Origin of the sequence: Actinophytocola sp., assembly GCF_035634895.1 — a bacterium.
Taxonomy (GTDB): domain Bacteria; phylum Actinomycetota; class Actinomycetes; order Mycobacteriales; family Pseudonocardiaceae; genus Actinophytocola.
The window spans coordinates 79,119-100,736 of record NZ_DASQCC010000266.1; the positions used below are offsets into that span (position 1 = coordinate 79,119).

22 protein-coding genes are annotated in these 21,618 nt (G+C 69.8%); 5 read left to right on the forward strand and 17 right to left on the reverse strand.

What is annotated here, in order from left to right:
• Positions 1 to 9: 9 nt before the first annotated feature.
• Positions 10 to 498 carry a gluconokinase gene (locus VET29_RS41215; protein WP_324931991.1) on the forward strand — a complete coding sequence of 163 codons (489 nt, stop codon included), beginning with the start codon at positions 10 to 12 and terminating at the stop codon, positions 496 to 498.
• Complete coding sequence (locus VET29_RS41220) at positions 495 to 1,466, forward strand: o-succinylbenzoate synthase (protein ID WP_324931994.1); 972 nt, start codon at positions 495 to 497, stop codon at positions 1,464 to 1,466. The genes VET29_RS41215 and VET29_RS41220 overlap by 4 nt, the downstream gene beginning before the upstream one ends.
• Here the strand turns inward: VET29_RS41220 and VET29_RS41225 are convergent.
• A complete protein-coding gene (locus VET29_RS41225; RefSeq protein ID WP_324931997.1) occupies positions 1,456 to 2,334 on the reverse strand; it encodes a ribokinase in 879 nt (292 codons plus the stop codon). The two genes, VET29_RS41220 and VET29_RS41225, sit on opposite strands and share 11 nt — an antisense overlap.
• A gap of 80 nt (positions 2,335 to 2,414) precedes the next feature.
• The gene (mgrA, locus tag VET29_RS41230) at positions 2,415 to 3,458 is read right to left on the reverse strand and encodes an L-glyceraldehyde 3-phosphate reductase (RefSeq protein WP_324932000.1); all 1,044 of its coding nucleotides are present in this window, start codon (positions 3,456 to 3,458) and stop codon (positions 2,415 to 2,417) included.
• A gap of 43 nt (positions 3,459 to 3,501) precedes the next feature.
• Here mgrA and VET29_RS41235 point away from each other — a divergent pair, with 43 nt between their 5' ends.
• Positions 3,502 to 4,086: a DUF1361 domain-containing protein gene (locus tag VET29_RS41235; RefSeq protein ID WP_324932003.1), complete on the forward strand. Its 585-nt coding sequence runs from the start codon at positions 3,502 to 3,504 to the stop codon at positions 4,084 to 4,086.
• Positions 4,087 to 4,335: 249 nt separating this feature from the next.
• On the opposite strand, the gene VET29_RS41240 is transcribed toward VET29_RS41235, so the two are convergent.
• From VET29_RS41240 to VET29_RS41255, 4 genes are all read right to left on the reverse strand, one after another.
• On the reverse strand, positions 4,336 to 4,752 hold the full coding sequence (locus tag VET29_RS41240; RefSeq protein WP_324932005.1) for a DUF6319 family protein: 417 nt from the start codon (positions 4,750 to 4,752) through the stop codon (positions 4,336 to 4,338).
• A gap of 236 nt (positions 4,753 to 4,988) precedes the next feature.
• Complete coding sequence (locus VET29_RS41245) at positions 4,989 to 5,630, reverse strand: LysE family translocator (protein ID WP_324932007.1); 642 nt, start codon at positions 5,628 to 5,630, stop codon at positions 4,989 to 4,991.
• Entirely contained in the window at positions 5,627 to 6,289 is a 663-nt protein-coding gene (locus tag VET29_RS41250; RefSeq protein ID WP_324932010.1) for a DUF998 domain-containing protein, read from the reverse strand. The genes VET29_RS41245 and VET29_RS41250 overlap by 4 nt, the downstream gene beginning before the upstream one ends.
• 72 nt (positions 6,290 to 6,361) lie before the next feature.
• A complete protein-coding gene (locus VET29_RS41255; protein ID WP_324932013.1) occupies positions 6,362 to 7,111 on the reverse strand; it encodes a TetR/AcrR family transcriptional regulator in 750 nt (249 codons plus the stop codon).
• A 105-nt stretch (positions 7,112 to 7,216) separates the two neighbouring features.
• Here VET29_RS41255 and VET29_RS41260 point away from each other — a divergent pair, with 105 nt between their 5' ends.
• Both VET29_RS41260 and VET29_RS41265 read left to right on the forward strand, forming a co-directional pair.
• Positions 7,217 to 8,170, forward strand: coding sequence for an ATP-binding cassette domain-containing protein (locus VET29_RS41260; protein WP_324932016.1), 954 nt, complete (start codon positions 7,217 to 7,219; stop codon positions 8,168 to 8,170).
• Positions 8,163 to 8,939 carry an ABC transporter permease gene (locus tag VET29_RS41265; protein WP_324932019.1) on the forward strand — a complete coding sequence of 259 codons (777 nt, stop codon included), beginning with the start codon at positions 8,163 to 8,165 and terminating at the stop codon, positions 8,937 to 8,939. The genes VET29_RS41260 and VET29_RS41265 overlap by 8 nt, the downstream gene beginning before the upstream one ends.
• A gap of 32 nt (positions 8,940 to 8,971) precedes the next feature.
• On the opposite strand, the gene VET29_RS41270 is transcribed toward VET29_RS41265, so the two are convergent.
• The 11 genes from VET29_RS41270 to VET29_RS41320 form a co-directional block, all read right to left on the reverse strand.
• Complete coding sequence (locus VET29_RS41270) at positions 8,972 to 9,727, reverse strand: NPP1 family protein (protein WP_324932022.1); 756 nt, start codon at positions 9,725 to 9,727, stop codon at positions 8,972 to 8,974.
• Between the two features lie 114 nt (positions 9,728 to 9,841).
• Positions 9,842 to 12,400, reverse strand: a complete 2,559-nt coding sequence (locus VET29_RS41275) for a hypothetical protein (protein WP_324932025.1) — start codon at positions 12,398 to 12,400, stop codon at positions 9,842 to 9,844.
• Positions 12,400 to 13,245 (reverse strand): carbohydrate ABC transporter permease, encoded by an 846-nt coding sequence (locus VET29_RS41280; protein WP_324932028.1) that lies wholly within the window; start codon positions 13,243 to 13,245, stop codon positions 12,400 to 12,402. Before VET29_RS41280 ends, VET29_RS41275 begins: the two co-directional genes overlap by 1 nt.
• Complete coding sequence (locus tag VET29_RS41285; RefSeq protein ID WP_324932031.1) at positions 13,242 to 14,243, reverse strand: sugar ABC transporter permease; 1,002 nt, start codon at positions 14,241 to 14,243, stop codon at positions 13,242 to 13,244. Before VET29_RS41285 ends, VET29_RS41280 begins: the two co-directional genes overlap by 4 nt.
• Positions 14,244 to 14,322: 79 nt before the next feature.
• Positions 14,323 to 15,621, reverse strand: coding sequence for an ABC transporter substrate-binding protein (locus VET29_RS41290; protein WP_324932034.1), 1,299 nt, complete (start codon positions 15,619 to 15,621; stop codon positions 14,323 to 14,325).
• Positions 15,622 to 16,223: 602 nt separating this feature from the next.
• Positions 16,224 to 16,412, reverse strand: a complete 189-nt coding sequence (locus VET29_RS41295) for a hypothetical protein (RefSeq protein ID WP_324932037.1) — start codon at positions 16,410 to 16,412, stop codon at positions 16,224 to 16,226.
• Positions 16,413 to 16,472: 60 nt separating this feature from the next.
• Positions 16,473 to 17,444 carry an SMP-30/gluconolactonase/LRE family protein gene (locus VET29_RS41300; protein ID WP_324932040.1) on the reverse strand — a complete coding sequence of 324 codons (972 nt, stop codon included), beginning with the start codon at positions 17,442 to 17,444 and terminating at the stop codon, positions 16,473 to 16,475.
• A gap of 7 nt (positions 17,445 to 17,451) precedes the next feature.
• Positions 17,452 to 18,102 carry a histidine phosphatase family protein gene (locus VET29_RS41305; protein ID WP_324932043.1) on the reverse strand — a complete coding sequence of 217 codons (651 nt, stop codon included), beginning with the start codon at positions 18,100 to 18,102 and terminating at the stop codon, positions 17,452 to 17,454.
• A 25-nt stretch (positions 18,103 to 18,127) separates the two neighbouring features.
• The gene (locus tag VET29_RS41310) at positions 18,128 to 19,168 is read right to left on the reverse strand and encodes a phosphotransferase family protein (protein ID WP_324932044.1); all 1,041 of its coding nucleotides are present in this window, start codon (positions 19,166 to 19,168) and stop codon (positions 18,128 to 18,130) included.
• Positions 19,165 to 19,956, reverse strand: coding sequence for an SDR family NAD(P)-dependent oxidoreductase (locus VET29_RS41315; protein WP_324932046.1), 792 nt, complete (start codon positions 19,954 to 19,956; stop codon positions 19,165 to 19,167). The genes VET29_RS41310 and VET29_RS41315 overlap by 4 nt, the downstream gene beginning before the upstream one ends.
• Positions 19,949 to 21,160, reverse strand: a complete 1,212-nt coding sequence (locus VET29_RS41320; RefSeq protein WP_324932047.1) for an acyl-CoA dehydrogenase family protein — start codon at positions 21,158 to 21,160, stop codon at positions 19,949 to 19,951. Before VET29_RS41320 ends, VET29_RS41315 begins: the two co-directional genes overlap by 8 nt.
• Between the last annotated feature and the right edge of the window lie 458 nt (positions 21,161 to 21,618).

The window sequence follows — 21,618 nt, forward strand, 5'->3', positions numbered from 1 at the left end:
CATGGGCGCATGGCACTTGTTGTGGTGATGGGGGTTACCGGGGCCGGGAAGTCCACTGTGGGCAGCCGGCTGGCCGACCGGCTCGGCGTGCCGTTCGCCGACGCGGACGACTTCCACAGTCCGGAGAACGTGGCCAAGATGCGGGCCGGCACACCGCTCACCGACGACGACCGGCTGCCCTGGTTGCGGTCCATCGGCGCCTGGCTGGCCGAGCACGGCGACCCCGGCGCGGTCGTCACCTGTTCGGCGCTCAAGCGGGCCTACCGGGACATCCTGCGCACCGCCGCGCCCGAGCTGACCTTTCTCCACCTCGACGGGGACATCGACACGGTCCGGCATCGGGTCGCCGACCGGCCGGGGCACTTCATGCCCGAGTCGCTCGTCCAGTCGCAGTTCGACGCGCTCGAGCCGCTCGAAGCTGACGAGCGTGGGATCGTCGTCGATCTCGGGCTGCCCGTAGACGCCATCGTCGAGCGGGTAGCGTCGGAGCTCTCATGAAGACGATGATCGACTTCGAGCTCGCCCACGTCTACGCGATCCCCATGACCACGCGGTTCCGGGGGATCGACGTCCGCGAAGGCATGCTCATCGAGGGGCCCGCCGGCTGGGGGGACTTCTGCGCCTTCCCCGAGTACGACGACCGCGAGGCCGCCTTCTGGCTGACCACCGCCATCGAGGCCTGCACCGTCGGCTGGCCCGACGCGGTGCGCGGACGGATCCCGGTCAACGCGACCGTGCCCGCCGTGGGGCCCGAGCAGGCGCACGAGATCGTCGCCAGGTCCGGCTGCGGCACCGTCAAGGTCAAGGTCGCGGACCATCCCGAGTCGCTCGGCGAGGACATCGCGCGGCTCGAGGCCGTGCGGGACGCCCTGCCGGACGGACAGGTTCGGGTCGATGCCAACGGGCTATGGGACGTCGACACCGCCGTCATCACCATCCCGCTGCTCGACCGCGCGGCCGGCGGCCTCGAGTACGTCGAGCAGCCCTGCGCCACCATCGACGAGCTCGCCGAGGTGCGGCGCAAGGTCAGCACCAGGATCGCGGCCGACGAGTCGATCCGCCGGGCCGAGGACCCCATGAAGGTCGCCGTCGCCGAGGCGGCGGACATCGCGGTGATCAAGTGCACGCCGCTCGGCGGGGTGCGACGGGCCGTGCGGGTCGCCGAGGCCTGTGGGCTGCCCGTCGTCGTGTCCTCCGCGCTCGAGACGTCCGTCGGGCTGAGCGCCGGGTTGGCCCTCGCCGGGGCGTTGCCCGAGCTGGACTTCGCCTGCGGGCTCGGCACCCTGTCGCTGCTCGACGGGGACGTCGTCGGGGCGGCGCGAGGCCTGACCCCGGTCGACGGGCACCTGCCCGTCGCGCCCGTCACGCCCACGCCCGACCCGGCGCTGCTCGATCGCTTCGCGCAGAAGGACCCCGCCCGCGTTCAGTGGTGGCGGGACCGGCTCGCCAGGCTCGTCAAGAGGTGACGTCCTCGCGGCGGGGCATGCCGGTCTGCGCGCCCCGCTGTGTCGTCGAGACGGCCGCCACCCGCACCGCCCACCTCGTCGCCGCCAGCAGCGACGAGCCGCGGGCCAGCGCGTCGGCCAGCGCGCCGCAGAACGCGTCGCCCGCGCCCGTCGCGTCGACGGCGTCCACCGGGACGGCAGGCACATGTTCGACCTCGTCGGCCACCACCAGCGCCCCGTCGGCACCCAGGGTCACCACGACGGCCGACGGGCCGGTCAGCGACTTCGCCATGGCCGCGGCCTCGTCGATCGTCGTCGGTTCCGGTGCGTCGGCCAGCACGCCCAGCTCCGAGCGGTTCGGGATCAGGACGTCCACGCGCGCGAGCAGCTCCGCCGGCAGCGAACGGGCCGGCGCCGGATTCAGGAGCACCGTCCCACCGGCCGCCTCGACGGCCGCGCTCACGGCGTCGAGCGGCACCTCCAGCTGAGCCAGCAACACGGCGGCCGACGACAGCAGCCCGGCGTCGAGCTGCGCCGGACCCAGGCGCGCGTTGGCGCCCGGGCTCACCGCGATCGTGTTCTCGCCGCCGTCGGCAACCGTGATCAACGCGATGCCGCTCGGCGTGTCCGGCACCTCGTGCAGCCAGGTGAGGTCCACCCCGGACTCGACGAGGGCGCCGCGGATCGTGGCGGCCAGCTCGTCGTCGCCGACGCAGCCGACGAACGTCACCGGCGACCCCAGCCGGGCGGCGGCGACCGCCTGGTTGGCACCCTTGCCACCCGGCGCCCGCAGGTGGTCACGGCCGAGCACCGTCTCCCCCGGCGCCGGCAGACCCGCCACCGGCACGATGAAGTCGACGTTGCAGCTACCGACGACGACGATGCTCACTTCGCAAGCTCCGTTCACTGCTCATCAAGGCAAGCCCCGTCGGTGACGACGCTCACTCCGCAGGCTCCGTTCAGCGGAGATCATTCGGCGCTCGAACGGGCCCACAGGTTGATGCCGCTCTCGACCGCGTGCTTGTCGATCTCGGCCAGCTCGGAGTCGGTGAACTCCAGCTTCTCCACCGCGCCGAGGTTGTCGTCGAGCTGCCGCACGCTCGACGCGCCGATCAGCGTCGACGTCATGCGGCTGTCGCGCAGGGTCCAGGACAGCGCCAGCTGCGCCAGCGTCTGCCCACGCGCCGCGGCGATGTCGTTCAGCGCCCGGATGCGGCCGAGGTTCTCGTCGGACAGCATCGACGTGGACAGCGAGCCCTCCCGGGCGGCACGCGAGTCGGCCGGGATGCCGTCGAGGTAGCGGGCGGTCAGCATGCCCTGCGCGAGCGGCGAGAACCCGATGCAGCCGACGCCCAGCTCACCGAGCGTGTCGATCAGGTCCGGCTCGATCCACCGGTTCAGCATCGAGTACGACGGCTGGTGGATCAGCAGCCGCACACCCATGCCGGCGAGCAGCGCGTGTGCCTCGCGGGTCTTGGTCGGCGAGTAGGAGGAGATGCCGACGTACAGCGCCTTGCCCTGCGTCACCGCGGCGGCGAGCGCGCTCATGGTCTCCTCGAGCGGCGTCTCCGCGTCGAAGCGGTGGGAGTAGAAGATGTCGACGTAGTCCAGCCCCATCCGGGACAGGCTCTGGTCGAGGCTGGCCAGTACGTACTTACGGGAGCCGCCGCCCTGGCCGTAGGGGCCCGGCCACATGTCGTAGCCGGCCTTGGTGGAGATGATCAGCTCGTCCCGGTAGGGGCGGAAGTCCTGCGCGAAGAGCGTGCCGAAGTTGGCCTCGGCCGAGCCGTAGGGCGGCCCGTAGTTGTTGGCGAGGTCGAAGTGGGTGACACCACGGTCGAACGCCCGCCGCAGGATGCCGCGGCACTGCTCCAGCGGGACCTCGGTGCCGAAGTTCTGCCACAGCCCGAGCGAGACCGCGGGCAGCCGAAGACCGCTGTCGCCGGTCCTGCGGTAGGGCATCGAGATGTCGTAGCGGTCCTGCGCTGCCTGGTATGCCGGCGGGACGCTCATGCTTTTCGGCCTCCTGGAGTTCGAACGCGGGTACCGTGATGTTATGTCCGCGCTGGTGAACAACATCGGCTGGATGGGCTGGAACCTGTTCCTGGCCCTGTTACCGCTCGCGCTCGCGAGGGTCCTGTTCGGCCGCCGCGAACGCCCCCGTTGGGTACTGGTTATGGGCGGCGCGGTGTTCGTCGTGTTCCTGCCCAACGCCCCGTACGTGCTGACTGACGTGCTGCACTTACCGCAGGAACTCTCCCTGACCCACGGCAACCACTGGCTGGCCGCGGCCCTCGTGGGCCAGTACCTGTGCCTGTTCGCGACGGGCTTCGCCGCCTACGTGCTGTCACTCGTCCGACTGGAACGCTGGCTGTCTGACCACGGAGCGTCACGACGCACCGTCCTGAGCGTGGACCTCTCGCTGCATGCACTTTCCGCGGTCGGCATCGTCCTCGGCCGGGTGTTCCGCTTCAACTCCTGGGACCTGGTGACCAACCCGGGCGGACTGCTCGACCTGGTCCGAGTCCCCCAACCGAGAACGTTCGCGGTGCTCTTCGTGCTGTTCGTGATCCTGGCCACCGGCGCGACCCTGGCCAGAGCACTCCCAACAATCCTGGACCGCGCGGCAAAGCTGGGCTAAGGCCGCCGGCCAACCCGATTACCAGGCCGGCCAAAACCCACACGGCCCAAACCGGCCCAAACAATCAGCCCGCCACCCAAGCACTGACGCCACCCCCGGTCCAACCGGCCTGCACAAAGCCCCGATTGCCAGGCCGGCCCAGACCCCACTCGGCCCAAACCGGCCCCACACAATCAACCCACTACCAAACCCAGCCTCCCCCACCCCCGCCCGGCCCGGCCCGCCCGCCAAGCCGCAGGCAAACGAACCTCAGCCCTCCTGCAAATCCGCCAACGCCTGCTTGACCTTGGACAACTCGGCCTCCAACTCGGCAAGCCGCTCCTGATGCTGCTGCCGGGCGACATCGAGTACCGACTCGATGGCCTTCGAGATGTCCTCGTGCAGCTCAGCGGCCGCACGAGACACGGCAGCGGCCGGAATCTGCAGTCCCTGGACGACCCGGCTGCCGGAGTGCGACAGCTCGGCCTGCCACTCCCCGTCCAACGTGCCCGTCACCGTCAGGGTCAGCTCGACCGTGCGGGTCTTCCGTGCCGTACTCCCCGGCTTGCGACCGCGCTTGGCGGGCGCCGGAGTCTCGGCCGGCGCGGCTTCGGCGGGCGCGGCCTCGGCGGGAACAGCCGACTCTTCCGGCTGCTCGGCCGGCTTGCCCTCGGTTACAGGGGACACCTTCACGCTCCTTCGTCGGGTGAACGCCGCGATATTAGAACATGCGTTCGCCGGACGCACCCACGGCGCGCCGGGAACCGCAACGGGCATCATCGCGTCTCCCCGTCAAGGGGAATGCGCGGGTCGCCCTCATCGTGACGGCGACGGCCCTGGTATTGGCGGGTTGCGTGGCACGCCGGCGGCGGCGTGCCGAGGCCGGCCGGAGCGGGTGGCCCGACGATCGCCCACAGAAGCGGCTAGTCCTTGCGGCCGGTCACCGCGATCGTGGCGCCCAGGCCGATCATCATCAGGCCGCCCGTGCCGCCGACCAGCTCCAGGCGGCGCGGCGAGCGGGCGAACCACGCGCGGGCCGTCGACGCCAGTATTGCCCACACGCTGTCCAGCATGAGTGCGATCACCAGGAACACCGCGCCCAACAGCAGCATCTGCAGCGGCACGTGGCCGGCGGCCGGGTTGGTGAACTGCGGCAGCGCCACCACGAAGAACACGATGTTCTTCGGGTTGGTCGCCCCGACGACGAAGCCGTCCCGCAGCACCCGGCGCGACGGGAGCACCGTCGGGATGCCGGACGCCAGCGCCTCGGTCACCTTGCGGCGGTGGCGAACCGCCTGCACGCCCAGGTAGACCAGGTACGCGGCGCCCGCGAACTTGATCACCGTGAACACCACGATGGACCGCTCGACGACCACGCCGACGCCCACCGCCACGGCGATGGCCTGCAGGTAGATGCCGATCGCGTTGCCGGCGACGGTCAGCAGCGCCTCGCGTCGGCCGACCGACAGGGCCCGGCCGATCGTGAACAGCACGCTGGGGCCCGGCACCGCGATGAGGGCCGTCGAGAGCAGCGCGAACGCGAGGAACTGGCTGAGCGACATCACGCCGCCGAGGCTAGTTCCCGCCCCATCGCCTCGTCGCGTGTTTTCCTGGCGAGCCCGAGCGACAGCGTCAGCATCGCCGCTACCGCACTCAGCGCCATCACCCGTTCCACCAGTCCCAACGGGATGAACTCCCACCACGGCCCATAGCCGGCGGCCATCCGTGCCACCCCGACGAGGATCGCGCCGAACCACGCGAGCGCCACCACGCTGAGGCCACGCGCCGCCAGCCGCCAGCCCGGCCCGTCCGGGAACACCCGGCGCGCCACCATGATCACCGCGAGGGGCAGGGACACGAAGCCGACCACGCTGGCGTACCGGTGGATCAGCCCGCCGACGCTCGGCCCGAGCGCCCAGTTCGTCTTGGTGAACGCGACGATCGCCAGCAGGCTCGCCACCCACAGTGCCCCGAGCACGACCGCGCCGTGCCACGGCGCGACGCCCCGGTGCCGCACCACCGCGGCGAAGCAGAGCACGGACCCCAGCGCGATCAGCAGCACCGCGACGTCGAACAGCCACTTGTTCGAGGTCAGCGCGTACTGGCTGAGCGTGCGCCGAACGGGGCTGATCTCGCTCGTCGGCGGGATCACGTGCAGCACGAGCATCAGCACGATGCCCGCCACCAGCGTGAGAACGCTGGCCTGCGCGGTTCTGGAGGGCATGTGACCGAGGCTAGTGTCCCTATGAACAAGGTGAGAAAGACAAAACGGTCATCACGGAGAAGGAGCGGCCCGTCAACGCTGCTGGATGAGTGCCGCCACGCCGTCGAAGATGCGGTCCAGCCCGAAGCGGTAGTCGTGGTCGAGCGCGTCGGCCGGGTCGTCCTCGTCCGCGAAGGCGCCCGCGTCGACGACCGCGTGCAGCTCGGGGAACTCCGCCGCCGAGGTCAGCTTCTTGATCAACGCGCCGTAGCCGGTGGCCGTCTGCGCGAGCGGGTTGCCCGCGTCGACCGCCGCCGCGATGTCGCCGGACAGTCCCGCGAAGCTCCGGGTGTAGCTCGTGACCAGCAGGAGCACGGACATCTTCTCGTCCGCCGCCAGCCTGGTCCCGCTGAGCGCGCTCAGGCCCCACTCCATGAACCGCAGCTGGGACGGCATGATCGGCGCGCCGCTGATCGGGACGCGCAGGATCCACGGGAACCGGCGCAGGGCGGTCAGCTCGATCCTCGCCCACCGCTCCATCCGCTCCCGCCACGTGCCCTCCGTCGGCTCGGTGGCCTCCACCTGGCCGAACGCGCGGTCGATCATCAGCCAGAGCAGCTCGTCCTTCGACGCGACGTACCGGTACAGCGACATCGCCGAGGTGCCCAGCTCGCCGGCGACGCGGCTCATCGAGACCCCGCCGATCCCGTCCGCGGTCGCGACCCGGACACCCGCATCGACGATCTGCTCGAGAGACAGCCCCCGCTTCGGCCCCTTGGTCGGCCGCTCACGGATCCCCCACACCATCTCGATGCTGGCCGGCAGGCCCGTGTCCTCCGTCATCACCCTGACCTTTCAATCAGGGATGTCCCTGATTTACTGCTTATGTCCTACGCAATACAGTTTATCCCGTACGCAGAAGCTCCTGGAGTCACGTAGGGGGACTCAGTGGAACCAGCAATCGAGGCTACCGGCCTCACGAAGTCCTACGGAGAGGTCCGGGTGCTGTCCGGAGTGGACCTCCGCGTGCCGAGGGGCAGCGTGTTCTCGCTGCTCGGCCCGAACGGCGCCGGCAAGACCACCACGGTACGCATCCTGACCACCCTGACCCCGCCCGACGGCGGCACCGCGCGGGTCGCCGGGCACGACATCGTCGCCGAGCGCGGGTTGGTGCGCCGCGGCATCAGCCTGACCGGCCAGGACACCGCGCTCGACGAGCTGCAGACCGGGCGCGAGAACCTGCGGATGATGGCCCGCCTGTGCCGGCTGTCCAAGCGCCGGGCCGCCGCGCGCGCCGACGAGCTGCTCGACCGGTTCGACCTGGTCGAGGCCGGCGACCGCCGGGTCGGCACGTACTCCGGCGGCATGCGCCGCAGGCTGGACCTGGCGGCGAGCCTGATCGTCCCGCCCGCGGTGATGTTCCTCGACGAGCCGACGACCGGCCTCGACCCGCGCAGCCGCACCGAGATGTGGACGGTGATCACGGAGCTGACCCGGTCCGGCGTGACGATCTTCCTCACCACGCAGTACCTGGAGGAGGCGGACCGGCTCGCCGACCGGATCGCGGTCGTCGACGACGGGCGGGTCGTCGCGGAGGGCACGCCCGAGCAGCTCAAGCAGAAGGTGTCCGAGCACCGCCTCGACCTGACGCTCGCCGATCACGCCGCGTTCGACCTCGCCGCACGGCGGCTCGGCGAGCGGGCGCTCCTGGCGGACCCGAGCCAGCTCACGCTGTCCGTCGCCACCGACGGCACCGCGGGACATGTCCGTGCCGTGCTGGACGAGCTCGACCCGGCGCGGCGGGCGATCGACCGGTTCGCCGTGCACTCCGCGACCCTCGACGACGTGTTCCTGGCACTGACCGGGCACACCACGGAGAAGAAGGAGACGGCCGGTGTCTGACCTCGCTCTTCGCCCCGCGTCTCCCGCCGGCGACCTGCTGATCATGGTGCGCCGGGCGGTCCGGTTGTCCATGCGCAACGTCGACGCCCTGATGACCTCGCTCGCGTTGCCGATCATGCTGATGCTGCTGTTCGTGTACCTGTTCGGCGGTGCCATCGACACCGGCACGGCGTACGTGACCTACGTGGTGCCCGGCGTGATCGTGCTGTGCGCGTCGTTCGGCGCCTCGCTCACGGCGGTGGCCGTCACGAACGACATGACCAACGGGATCATGGACCGCTTCCGGTCACTGGACGTGCGGGGCACGGCGGTGCTGGGTGGGCACGTCGCCGCCAGCGCCGGACGCAACCTGGTGTCGACGGCACTGGTGCTCGCGGTCGCGTTCCTGATCGGCTTCCGGCCGTCCGCCTCCGTCGTGGACTGGCTGTGCGCCCTCGGGGTGCTGCTGGTCGCGATCCTGGCGCTGTCGTGGGCGTCCGCGGCGGTGGGCCTGCTGGCGAAGTCGCCGGAGGCGGCGGGCGGGTTCACGTTCTTCGTGATGTTCCTGCCGTACCCGAGCAGCGCGTTCGTGCCGGTGGAGACGATGCCGTCGTGGATCCACGGCTTCGCCGAGCACCAGCCGTTCACGCCGATCATCGAGTCGCTGCGCGGCTTCCTGCTCGGCACGCCGGTCGGTGACAGCGCGTGGGTCGCGCTCGCGTGGTGCGGCGGGATCCTGGTGGCCGCGGTCGCGGCGACCGGCGTCCTGTTCCGCCGCCGTACGGCGTAGGGAAAGGGGGCGCGCGAGGCGCCCCCTTCCTGTCATGCGTAGGGGTTGAAGGCGATGCCGGCCGGCTTGGCCTTGTTGAGGTTGTCGGCGAAGGCGGAGTCCTTGATGGCCAGGCTCGCGCTGCCGTAGTTGGCGGCGACCAGCTTGTCACGGATACCGGCCGGGAAGTTGTCCCAGCTGACCAGGGTCGGGTACTGCCAGGTGCCGTAGTGGTTCTCCGGCGTCTCGGTCATGCCGGCGATGCGGAAGCAGTGCGTGGACAGGCCGTCCTTGTGGTAGATGACGTGCGCGTGGGTGCCGTCCCAGGCCAGCGACGTGCGCGGGTAGGTGTCGTAGTTGCCGTGCTTGGACACCGAGACGTACAGCGCCTGGTCGTTCTGCACCCACACCACGACGTGCTCGATGTCGTGGCGGTGGCCGCAGCAGTCCCAGCCGGGAATCGCCTGGTCCTTCTCGAAGTACAGGTCGTACAGGTAGGCGCACCAGCCGCTGTCGCACTTCGACCGGGAGTAGGAGTTCGTGTTGTCCAGGTCGGACTGGTCGTGGCAGTTCCCGTTCAGCGCACCGGAGTTGTTGAGCCCCGGCGCGATCGTGCCGTCGGGCCCGATGGCCGGGGTCGGGTAGCAACCGTCGCCGTCGTAGTCGAAGGCGGGTTGCCACTTGCCGTCGGCGGCGGCATAGCTCGCCGGCAGCGATCGCGGCGGATCCGCGAAGGCGACACCGGGTATCAGAACGGTCAGCAGGGCGGTGGTCACGACAACGACCACGGCTCGTTTTCCCACACGCATCTCGGGGCCCTCTCCGTCGACTGCGTTGGCCAGTGCAGGGAACCAACGCAGTCAACGTAAGCCGGGCCGATCAGGTGCGGTCAACCGCCGAACGTCGGATCAGTGACCATCTGTTTACGTTCTACCGAGGGTCACCGCCAGGCTGCCGCCACCCCGGACCTCCGCACGGACCTCCGCGCCGCGAGCGGTCGGGACGACCTGGTACCTGACCGTCTTGCCGTTGTACGTCACCGCGGCCGGCCGTCGGCCGGCCGGGAGCACCGCGCCGACCGTCAGGTCCGTGCTGACCCGGTCCAGCCGGACCGTCGTCGTCAGGCGGTCGCCCGCCAGCGACGCCGACACGTCGATGGCACCGCGGCCGAGCCGGATGTTCTTGCCCGCCACCGACTTCTGGTTCGGCGGCAGCTGCGGGACCACCGACAACCGGCCGGTGCCGAGCGACGGTGAGACGCCCAGCCACTGGTGCACCACCGGCCACAGCGTTCCGTACGTGCCCCACGCCTGCAACGCCATCGAGCGGTCGTAGAACGGCCGGTCGATGTTCGCCACGAAGTCCGGCGACGGGGCCACCTCCGGCATGGCCCCCGGGGTCTCCCACACGGACGGGTCGAGCTGGATGCGCGCGTTCCCCGTGGTGTAGGCCGACTGCGGGCCGAGGCGGCCGTAGTTGCCCTCCGCCACCGCCATCACCCCGGTGTTCAGCGAGTACGTCGACCGCTCGCTCGACACCGCCGAGACCACGGTGTCGCACGACGGACCGGGGTTGCCGGCCGGCGCGGACGTCGGCCCGGAACCCGTGTGGTACAGGCCGAACTCACCCGTGTAGCAGTTCCTCTCCCGCTGTGCCAACGCGACCGGGCCGTGGTCGGCCGACGCGAGCGGGCCGGTCGGCAGCTCGATCTCCATCGGCGTCACGCCCGTCCAGTGCCGCTGGAACACGGCCCGGTTGTCGTTCGCCGGATCCGCCGGGTCGTCGATCGACTCCGCATACCCCCGCGCGTCGCCGCCGGCCCACCACGTCGCCTCGAACCGGGCCCGCAGGTCGGCGGCCCGGTTCGACGCCCACGTGGCCGTCGCCGTGTCACCCTTCGACGTGGCCATGTCCGCGAGGTCGAGCAAGCCGCGGATGTAGTACGCCGTGCTGTCCAGCTTCTCGACGCCCATGCCCTGGCGCTCGACGTTGCCGAGACCCTCCAGCCAGCCGTCGCCGTCGGCGTCCAAAGTGGACTCGACGTACCGCAGGTTGCGCACCGCGAAGTCGTACATCTCGTCACGGAAGCCGTTGTCGCCCGTCCATCGCCACACCAGGGCGACCGCGCTCGGGAACTTCACGGTCTCGTCGGTGTTGCCCGCGTCGCCGTTGACCCCGAAGTAGACGTCGCCGGTCGACACCACCTCGTGGACGACCTTGCCACTGCGGGCGTTCACTACCTCGCTGATGTCCCGGAGCGCCCGGAGGTGCGACTCGACCGGGCCGAACTGCCCCGCCGCGACCGCCGCGAACGCGGTGTACTCACCGTCCGTGCCGAAGAGCCACGGGTAGTCCGGGAACCCGGCGCCATACCACCGAGCCTCGTCGAGAGTGCCAACCGGATCAGGGTAAGCGCGCCCCTCATCCGTGTCCCTGAGTTGGAGATCATGTGCCTCCTGTACCGAGTCGGCCAGGTTCTGCTTGCTCCAGTCGACACTCCGCTGCAGCAGGCGGTCGCCGGGCAGGTCCACGACCGTGTTGCGGGCCACGGCGGCCCGACTGTCCAACTTGGACCGCAGAGCCCCGACCGGGTCCGCGGACGCCTTCCTGTACTCGGCACGCGCCGCGCCGAGGCCCTGGTCCGAGCCGGCCACCGTGAACCACACGGTCGTCGCACGGCCCGGCCGCAGGGACACCGAGTAGTTCAGCCGCCCGCCGGTGCCCCTGCCGAACGCGGAGTCGTCGCATCGCGGCGGCGCGGTGCCGTCGGCGGGACACACCACCGCCGGATCCTGGGGGCCGCGATGGTTCGGCCCCAGCTCGTGGCTCACCGGCCTCGCCGACGAGCCGACGAACGCCGCGAGGTCGGCGTCCCGGAACGCGAGCAGACCATCCCCGTACGAGGCGGTGTCCTGTCCGTTCGCCTGGCCCGCGCCGGGCGTCGTCCAGCCCCACGGATAGGACGTCATCAGCTCGGAGTGCGCGTCCATCGCGAGGGAGACCGTGCGGGCCGACGAGCTCCGCAACGTCAGGCCGACCACGGTCGCGCCGACGCCGTCCGGCGCGAAGTCGACGCGGTCGACGGACATCCCCGCCGGCTGGTAGGCGAACCGTTGGTAGCCCCAGCCGGTCGTGTACCGCGCCGCCGGGGTGTCCGTCCCCAGCCAGGAACCGTCGACGGCGAACCAGATGCCGTCGAGCAGCTTGACGGGCGGCGCCCACACGCCGCCCATCTCGCCTCGAATGTGCCAGCCGCTCGCCGGGTACAGGCCGCTCGCATCGCCCATGGCGATCGTGCGGTCACCCGTGACCAGCGCGCGGCGGTCGGCCAGCCTCGTCGTCTCGGACAGTTCCGTTAGCCCTCTGCCGGCGAACGCACCCCCGGCGAGGTCCCGGTCCGGTCTGTGCTCCGCGCTGGCCGGGACCGCCAGCGCGGTTGCGACGAGTGCCAACGCGGAGCCGAGTAAGGCTGGCTTCTTCACTACTTGACGCCTCCCGCTGTCAGGCCGGCGATGATGCGGCGCTGGAAGATCAGCACCACGACCACGAGTGGCACCGTGACGATCACGCCGGCGGCCATCTTCGTCCCAAATGGACTGTCATACCCGGAAGCGCCGGTGAACTGGGCGATGGTCACCGTCGCGACCTGGATGTCCTTCTCGTTCACCATCGTCAGCGCGATGATGAACTCGTTCCACGCCGCGATGAACGTGATGATCGCGGTGGTGAACATGCCCGGCGCGGCCAGCGGCAGGATCACCTTGCGGAAGGCCTGGCCCCGGGTCAGCCCGTCCACCATGGCCGCCTCCTCCAGCTCCTTCGGCATCTGCCGGAAGAACGTGGCGAGCGTCCACACCGCGAGCGGCAGCGCGAACGAGAGGTCGGGCAGGATCAGCGCCTGGTAGCTGTTGATCCACTGAATGTCGGTGAACAGCTTCAGCAGCGGCACGATCAGCGCCACCCCGGGGAACATCGACGTCGCGATGATGATCCCGGCGACGATGTTCTTGAACTTGAAGTCCAGCCGCGCGATCGTGTAGGCCGCGAACGTGCCGACGATCAGCGTCAGCAGCGTGGTGGCGCCCGCGACGACCAGGCTGTTGACCAGTGACCGCCAGAAGCCGACGCTCGGCTGGAACACGGCGTCGAAGTTGCCCAGCGACCACGGGCTCGGCACCGGCGAGTTGTCCCCGACGTCGTTCGGCCGGCGGAACGCGGACACGATCATCCAGTAGAACGGCACCAGGCAGTAGATGACGATGATCGCGATGCCGAGGTTCAGCAACCACTTGCGCCCGCCCGGCGCCTTGGTCTGCACGGTGGTCATGCTGTCGCCATCCTTGCCTTGCGCGCCTTCGTCTCCTTGGCCCGCGCGCGTGCGTCACCGAGGATGTCGGCGCCCAGCAGCTTCACGAACGCGTAGGCGACCAGCGCGACGTAGACGAACAGGAAGAGTGCGTACGCCGCCGCCGGCCCGATGTTCAGGTTCGACGCCTGGTCCTGGGCGAGCATCGAGAGCGTCTCGACGGACTCCTTGCGTCTGCCGATCATCACGTACGGCAGGTCGAACATCCGCAGCGCGTCGAGACCGCGGAACAGGATCGCCACCAGCAGCGCGGGTTTGACGAGCGGCAGGGTGATCCGCCAGAACTGCTTCCAGCCGGTGGCACCGTCCACCCGCGCCGCCTCGTAGACGTCGTTGGGGATGATCTGCAGCCCGGCGAGCACCAGCAGGCCCACGAACGGCGCGGTCTTCCAGACGTCCGCGATGACGACCGCGAGCTTCGCCTGGAAGCCCTCGGTGGTCCACAGGACCTGCGAGTTCAGGATCTCGTTGGCCACACCGTCCGCACGGAAGATGAACTGCCACATGATGGCGGACACCGCGGTCGGGATGGCCCACGGCACGAGGATGCTGGCGCGGACGAGACCCTTGCCACGCAACGCGTGGTGCATCACCAGCGCCATCGAGACACCGATGACGATCTCGAGGGCGAGGGTGGTGACGGTGAAGAACGTGGTGTTCCAGAAGGCGTTCCAGAACCTGGTCCCGGTCTCGCCGGTGAACATGTCGGTGTAGTTCTGGATACCGACGAACTTGTCACCCTTGATGACGAAGCCGTTCTCGTCGAGCCCTTCCTGCTTCTTGTAGAGGGACTCGCGGATCGCCGAGATCAGCGGGTAGGCGATCACGAGCGCCAGCACGACGAAGGTCGGGGTGAGCAGCAGCGCGGCGAGGCGGCCGTGCTTCTGCGGGTCGGATTTCGCGGCGGGGGGTTTGGGGGTGCCGGCCGTGGTGGGCGGCGGCGCGATGGTCGTTGTCACGACAGGACTCCCGGGGGACGAATAGCCGGATGCCGGCCGGGCGGTCGCGAACGGACCCGCCCGGCCGGCATGCGCGGAGCTACTGCGTGGTCAGCGACTCCAGCTTGGACTGCAGGTCCTTCAGCGCGTCGTCGACACTGCTCTTGCCGTTCATCGCGCTGTACGCGGCCTCCTGGATGGCCGCCGTCACCTCGTTGTACTTGACGGCCTGCGGCCGCGGCACCGCGTTGAGGATCGACTCCTTCAACGTGGTCAGGTACGGGAACTGCTTGATCAGGTCGGCGTCGTCGTACAGGTTGGCCCGCGTCGGCGCCTGCGAGGTGGCCAGCAGGTTGGACCGCTCGGCGTCCTCACTGGTGAAGAACTTGATGAAGTCCAGCGCGGTGGCCTTGTTCTCGGCGTACGAGGAGATCGCGAAGTTGTGACCACCCAGAGTGGACACACCGGGGCCGGACTTGCCCGGCAGCGGCGCGACGTCGAACTTGCCGTTCACCTTGGACGAGCCGTCGGTCGCACTGGCCTTCGCGTACACGTACGGCCAGTTGCGGTGGAAGATCAGCGTGCCGTCCTGGAACGCACGGCGGCCGTCCTCCTCCTGGTAGGTCACCGAGGCCTTCGGGATCTCACCGTTCTTGAGACCGTCCGCGAGGAAGCTCAGGCCGTCCTTGGCCTCTTGCGTGTCCACGGTCGGCTTGCCGCTCTTGTCGAGGACCGAGCCGCCTGCGGACTGGACCGCCTCGGAGAAGTTGCACGTCAGGCCCTCGTACTTGTCGAACTGGGCCGCGTAGCAGCCGAGGCCCTCGTTGCCCGGCAGTCCCTTGACCTTGGTGCAGTCCTCCTGCATCTCGGCCCACGTCTTCGGCGCGTCGGTGATGCCGGCCGCGGTGAGGAGGTCCTTGCGGTAGTACAGCAGGCCGCCGTCGGAGTACACGGGCACCGCGTAGAGCTTGTCCCGGTACTTCGCCGTGTTCGCGGCCGGCTCGAGGAAGTTCTCGAGGTCGAACTGGTCCTCCGGCAGCTGGACGACCCACTGGTTGGCCGCGAACTCGGCGGTCCAGACGACGTCCAGGTTCAGGATCGTGTATTCCTTCGACTGCGCCTGCGCGTTGCGCACCAGGGCGTCGCGCTGGTCGTCCGCCGACTCCGGCAACTCGGTGATGGTCACCTTCTGGTCGGCGTGTTTGGTGTTCCACTCGTCGACGAGCTTCTGCATGTTGCCGGAGGTGTCCTTGCCCGTGGCGAACTTGATCGGGCCGCGGCCCTCGAGCGCCCCGGACTGACCACCCGAGCTGTCGGACCCACTATCGCCGCAGCCGGCCAACACCATGGCCGCGACGGCAAGCAAGGCGGCACCGCGCACGCTTGCTTTACCAATCATCACGTTCACTCCTGTCGATCAAAAAGGAACCAAACCCGCACCCACTGGGCCGTGTGGAACAGAGCGGGTATACACCGCACGTGGCGGTCGAGAACACGCGGGGGAATCGAGGAGGAGTGACAGCCGGGCATGCCAGGGCCGCGATCGCGGCCATGCCCCGAGTCATCCTCGACTCCTCTTCGCCAGTCCATTCCGGACCAAATCTAGCTGTGCCCAGGCAGCCGCGGGCACAGATTTCGCCAACTTGATCGGTTAACGGCGGCCAAGCGTGGACCAGCGCCCGCGCGAGTGTCAACCCCGGAATTGTTATAGAGAGAAAGGAAGTTCGCGAGTCCCGGACACGCTTGGCAGACACCCGGATGCAGGAACGGGCACGGCCGAACGGCCCCTTTGTTGCCGAATAGCAACCAACCGTCACCCACTCGGATCCACGGACCGTGAGCCCGCTGGCACACACCGCTATAGCGAGGCACGCTTTCCAATTGAGACGGCGAACGTCACAAGTCGATCATGTCCGGTTCAGGTCAGCGCCGGTCCCGTAGCGCTCTCCCGTGGTGATACCGCGCGCGTAGCCCCCTCGCCCGCGACCCCGTGAACCGGGCTCAGGTACACCGTGACCGTGCCGTGACGAGCAACCCCGCGTCGAGCGAGTGGTCCGCGACGGGCACGGGCTTCGGCGCCTTCGCGAACACGAAACCGACGACGGCGATCGCCACGACGAGGCCGGCGACCAGCCAGTAGCCGATGTTCCTCTTCTTGGGCGGCACGTAGGCAGGCTGCTGCTCGGGCATCTCTCTCCCCAGGTCAATGTGGGGCCCGTCCCCGAACAGAGCTGGGCAGAGATTACCCGTTCACGGCAAGGCGAAATACGCCACGGCCCGCTCCTCCAGACTGCCCAGGTAGACCACGCCGTCGTCCTCGCGCACACCCGTCACGAGGTGGAAGTCCGGCCGCACGCCACGGAAGTCGTGGACCACCCGGCCGTCCGCGCCGTCGATCGCGCGGACCCACACGACCGGCTTGTCCTTCATCTGCATCGGCTCCGGCAGTGCCCACGCGGCCTTGCGGAGCACGGGCGGCAGCCGCAGCGCGAGGTCGAGCGCCGGCAGCCGGGCCGAGGCGAGCGCGATCCACACCAGCCCGTCCGAGCCGGTCGCGATGTTGTCCGGGATGCCCGGCAGGTTGTCCGCCAGCACGACGTGCTCGCCGGACGGCAGCTCGATCTTGTCGAGCCGGTACGAGCCGGTGCTCGCCACGAGCACATAGGACTCGTCCGGCGCCAGCGCCACCCCGTTGGCGAAGAACAGCCCGGACAGCAGCACCTCGACCGACCCGTCCGGCGACCGGCGAAGCAGCCGCCCGGTGCCGCTGTGCTCCAGCAGGTCGGCCTTCCAGTGCTCCAGCTCGAACCGCGACGTCGAGTCCGTGAAGTACACGGTCCCGTCCTTCGCGACCGCCGCGTTGTTGCACACCCGCAGGTCCGGCCCGCGCGGCACCAGCACCTCGACGTCCCCGGTCTGCCGCGAGACCAGCAGCAGCCCGCGCTTCGCGTCGCACACCAGCAGCCGGCCGTCCGGGTACCACTCCAGCCCGAGCGGCCGCCCACCCGTCTCGCCGACCACGTCGAGCCGCCGGCCGTCCGGCGTGAGCCGCAGGATCCGGCCGTCGTCCACGCCGGTGAACACGTGCCCCTTGTCTGCGAGCACATCCTCCGGGCCGTGTCCGTTGACCGGCAGGACGGTCAGCGGCGGCAGCGGGGCCGGTGACGCCTTCGGCGCGGTCGGCGCACGCCATACCTTCGGGTCGATACTGGGGCGAGCCATGACACTCCTAGCGGTAGGTCAGGAGTCCGCGGTGCGGGCCCTCGAAATGGCCGTGCTCGTTGACCGACACCAGGCTCACGCCGGACCGGCCGCTGACCAGCTTCGTGATACCGGCGTTGGCCATGGTCCGGTTGAGCGACAGGAAACCGGCCGGCGGCGCGGACAGCAGCGCCGCGCAGATCGCGCTGATCACGCCGGCGCTCGTGAACACCAGCGCGGCCTTGCCACGGGGCAGCCCCGCGAGCACCTCGCGCAGCGCCTGCTCGACGCCGCCGGAGAACTCCAGCCACGTCCCGCTGGTGCCGGCCGCGTGACCGCCGGCGATCCACGCCTCGATGGCCGCGTCGAGCTGGCGCTGGAAGTCCCGCGACTCCGCCGGCGCCGGCTGGCCGGCCGGCACGAGCCCGACGTGGTCGTACTCGTTCCACCGCGCGTCCTCGGTGACGGGCAGGCCGATCCCGGCCTCCGCGAGGCAGCCGGTGGCCGTCGAGAGCTGGCGGCGCAGCGTGCCGCTCCACACGGCGTGCACGTCCACGTCCCGCCTGCGCAGCTCGGCGCCCAGCACCACGGCCTGCTGCTTGCCGACCGGCGACAGCACGTCGTAGTCGGGCCCGCCGAACGACGCCTGGCCATGCCGCAGGAGGTAGACGGCGGTCATGACGGCACCCGATGACTCGCTCCGCTCATGCGAGCTTCTTCGCGCAGCGGGCGAACAGGTAGGTCACGAACGTCTCCAGGTTCGCGAAGGCCGGGTTGTGCGTCTGTCCACTGTGGAACCGGTAGTAGATCTGCTGCATGATCACCGCGAGCCGGAAGGCGCCGAACACGTCGTAGAACAGCCAGTTGTCGGCGGAGATGCCCATCCGGTCGCAGTAGTAGGCGACCAGCTCGCGCCGCTTCGGCATGCCGGGCAGGTGCGACGGCTGCCGCCGCGACATGAGCGCGACATCGTCGTCGTCGGCCTGGATCCAGTACGCGAGGCTGCCGGCGAGGTCCATCAGCGGGTCGCCGAGCGTGGCCATCTCCCAGTCCAGCACGCCGACAACGGCCAGCTCGTCGTCGAGGATCACGTTGTCGAACCGGAAGTCGTTGTGGATCACGCAGGTGCGCACGTCGCCGGGCTGGTTGTCGTGCAGCCAGGCCATGATCTCCTCACCGTCCGGCGAGTCCGGCGTCCGTGACCTGCGGTAGCGGTCGGACCAGCCGCGGACCTGCCGCTCGACGTAGCCGGCGCCCTTGCCGAGCCCGGCGAGTCCGGCGGCCTCCGGGTCGACCTCGTGCAGCTCGACCAGCCGGTCGAAGACGCGGTAGGCGAGGCTCGACGCCTCCTCCGGCGACAGCGTGATGTCCTCGGGCAGGTCACCACGCAGGATGACGCCCTCGATCCGTTCCATCACATAGAAGTCCGAGCCGATGACGTCCGGGTCGGTGCACAGCGCGAGCACGTTCGGCACGTACGGGTAGACCGGCTTGAGCTGCTTCTGCACGGTGTACTCGCGGCGCATGTCGTGCGCGGACGCGGCCTTGTGGCCCGCTGGCGGGCGGCGCAGAATCAGCTCGCGGTCCGGATAGGACAGCAGGTAGGTCAGGTTCGAGGCGCCGCCGGGATACTGCCGCACGTCCGGCGGCCCGTCCAGTCCGTCCACAGTGGACGACAGCCATTCGTGCACGGCCTTCGTGTCGAACGCGTCCTCGTCCCGCAGCGCCCCCGGCTGGTCCCTCACTTGTCCTCCACCGCTTCTCGCAACCGTGCCCAGTACCGGCGCACCTGCCTGTCGGTCAGCCCGAACCGCTTCAGCAGCGCGGAACGGCGCCCGTCCCTGTGGGTCAGCACGAGGAACCGCTTCCGTGCCACGGCGTCGAACACCTGCGCGGCCACGTCGTCCGCGGTGACCTTCGACGAGAGCATGAGCCGGTGCATGAGCTTCGCGATCGCCGGGTCCGGACTGCGCAGCCGTGCCTCCAGGTTCGTCCGCACGAACCCGGGGCACACGACCGTGGTGTGCACGCCGTAGGGCGCCAGCTCCAGCCGCAGCGTGTCCGACAGCGAGAGCACCGCGGCCTTCGTGACGTTGTAGGAGCTCATGGCCGGCAGGTTCATGATCGCGGCGAGCGAGGCGACGTTGACCAGGTGACCGCTGCCGCGCGCCTTGAAGTCCGGGGTGAAAGTCCGGCAGCCACGCACGACGCCCGCGACGTTGATCTCCCAGATCCAGTTCCAGTCGGCCATGCCGATCTTCTCGAACCGGCCGCCCGCGCCGACGCCCGCGTTGTTGACGAGCACGTCGAGGCCGCCCCACTCACGCTCACACCAGTCGCGGGCGGTCGCCCAGTCGTCGTCGGACGTGACGTCGAGCCGGACCGCGTGCGTGCCGAGTTCTTTGGCGGCGACCTCCGCGGCCTCGATGTCCACATCGGACACCAGGACCCTGGCGCCCGCCCGCTGGAACCGGGCCGCGATGGCCCGGCCCAGCCCGGAAGCCGAGCCGGTGACCAGTACCCGGTCAGCCATGCGGGTACGGCGCCAGCTCGTACCGCGCGACGAGGTTGAGGTGCACCTCGTCCGGCCCGTCGGCGAGGCGCAGCGACCGGGCGCCGGTGTACGCGGCGGCGAGCGGGAAGTCCTCGGACAGGCCCGCCGCGCCGTGCAGCTGGATGGCCATGTCGATCACGTCGAGGGCGGTCCTGGGCACCGCGACCTTGATCTGCGACACCTCGCTGCGCGCACCGGCGAGGCCCTTGGTGTCGAGCAGCCAGGCGGTATGCAGGACGAGGAGGCGAGCCTGGTTGATGGCGATCCTGGCGTTCGCGATCCGCTCCCGGTTGCCACCGAGGTTGACGAGCGGCTTGCCGAACGCCTCCCGGGTGGTGGCGCGTTCGAGGGCCAGCTCCAGCGACCGCTCGGCGAGCCCGATGAGGCGCATGCAGTGGTGGATGCGGCCGGGACCGAGCCGCCCCTGGGCGATCTCGAAGCCACGCCCCGGCCCGGCGATCACCGACGACAGCGGCAGCCGGACGTCGGTGAAGCTCACCTCGCCGTGCCCGTACGGCTCGTCCCGATGCCCGAAGACGGACAGCAGGCGCTCGACCTTCACCCCTTCGGCGTCGAGCGGCACAAGCACCATCGAGTGACGCCGATGACGGTCCGCGTCCGGGTCGGTGAGCCCCATGAAGATGACGAACCTGCAGTTCGGATGCCCGACGCCGGTGCTCCACCACTTGCGCCCGTTGAGGACGATCTCGTCCCCCTTGACGACGGCCGTGGCGGCCATGTTGGTGGCGTCGGAGGAGGCGACGCCCGGCTCCGTCATGCAGAACGCGGACCGGATCTCGCCCCTGAGCAGGGGTTCGAGCCACTGGTCCTGCTGTTCCCGGCTGCCGTACTGGACGAGCACCTCGGCGTTCCCGGTGTCGGGCGCGTTGCAGTTGAACACCTCGGGCGCGATCGCGGAGCGCCCCATCTGCTCGGCGAGCGGGGCGTACTCGACGTTGTTCAGCCCGGCCCCGCGCTCCGCGTCCGGGAGGAAGAGGTTCCACAGCCCCTGTTCCCGCGTCTTCGCCTTGAGCTCCTCGACAACGGGGAGCACGGTCCAGGGGTTCTCACTGGTGTGTAAGGCCCGGTGGTACTCGGCCTCCACCGGCTCGATCTCGGTCCGCACGAAGTCGGACACCCGACGCAGGTAGTCGGCCGCCGTGGCCGAATGCGAGAAGTCCACGAGGAAGCACCCTACCCCGCGGTAACCAGATTGATGAGGCCCTCGTCGACGGTCATCTACCCACCGTCCACTCCCGCGGCCATCCACTCGACGTGGTGGACGAACCTCGTGCCCGGCGCCAGGCGAACCCGCTCGCCCCGCGTCCGACGAACCCTCGTGCCCCGCGCCCACGGACTCCGCCCAGAACGGCACCGCCCGGCCGGCGGCCCTCTCGTCCTCCCCCGGCCAGGTCCCGCAGCCACGTCCCGCAGCCACGTCCCGCAGCCACGGGCCAGACACGTCGCCGACGTCCTCACCGCGAACAACGCCCAACCGCCACGACCCGCGCAAGACAGCATCCCAAGAAACGCCTGGTCACCCTCGGAGCGCGTCAGCAAAATGTCCGAAATACCCAAGTCGCAATGTAATGCCAACCCCCACCCGATCCCGGGGGCGTCCCGCCTTGCCAGTCTACCGGG